The following is a 791-nucleotide window of genomic DNA, read 5'->3' on the forward strand; positions in this document are numbered from 1 at the left end:
ACAAGCGTCGGTGCAATGGTATCTATTTCACCAGTGCCTGTGGCTGTTGCTTCATTGCCTGCAGCATCGCTCACACTGGCGCTCACTGTAAAGGTGCCTTCAGCCAGTACTTGCGTGGCTGCTACGCTCCATGTGCCATTAACCCCTAATGTGGTCGTTACGGTATGAGTAATGTTATTACTGTCTGTAATTTCAACGCTCACGGTGCTGCCTTGTGGCGCATTCGCTGTGCCGGTGATCGTGGGCGTGGTGTCATCAGTCACGGTTACATCATTTACGGCAATATTAGGAATGGTCGTATCAACAATGCCACTTCCTGTTGCGGTACTTGTATTGCCGCTTCCATCAGTAACACTCGCTTCAACTTCATAACTGCCTTCAGCTAAGTCAACAGGGGCTTCAACACTCCAGATACCGTCTGTAACGGTTGTTTGTACCGTGTTTGTTATGTCATTACTGTCCGTGAAACTGACGGTGATAATAGTGCCATTTGCTGCACTGCTGGTACCGCTCACATTCGGCGTTGTATCATTTGTATCCATTAATGCATCAATATTAATACTCGGTGCATTGGTATCCAATGTTGCGCCTTCACTTAACGTGGTGGTGTTGCCTGCACTGTCACTGACGCTTGCTTCGATAGTGAGTGGACCATCCGTTAGCGCGCTCGGTACATCTGCTGACCAACTGCCATCGGCTTGCACTGTCGCTGTAAACGTTTCTGTATTATCTGCATCCGTGACGTTAATCGTTATAACCGTGCCTGCTGGCGCGTTCGATGTCCCACTAAT

At 48.9% G+C, this 791-nt stretch carries 1 protein-coding gene; it reads right to left on the reverse strand.

Translation table 11 applies throughout. The annotated features are described in order from the left end of the window. The coding region (locus tag I6E80_RS20325) for an Ig-like domain-containing protein (RefSeq protein ID WP_197186323.1) at positions 1-791 on the reverse strand (791 nt) is incomplete at both ends.

Source organism: Pseudoalteromonas sp. NSLLW218 (assembly GCF_015864775.1).
Taxonomy (GTDB): domain Bacteria; phylum Pseudomonadota; class Gammaproteobacteria; order Enterobacterales; family Alteromonadaceae; genus Pseudoalteromonas.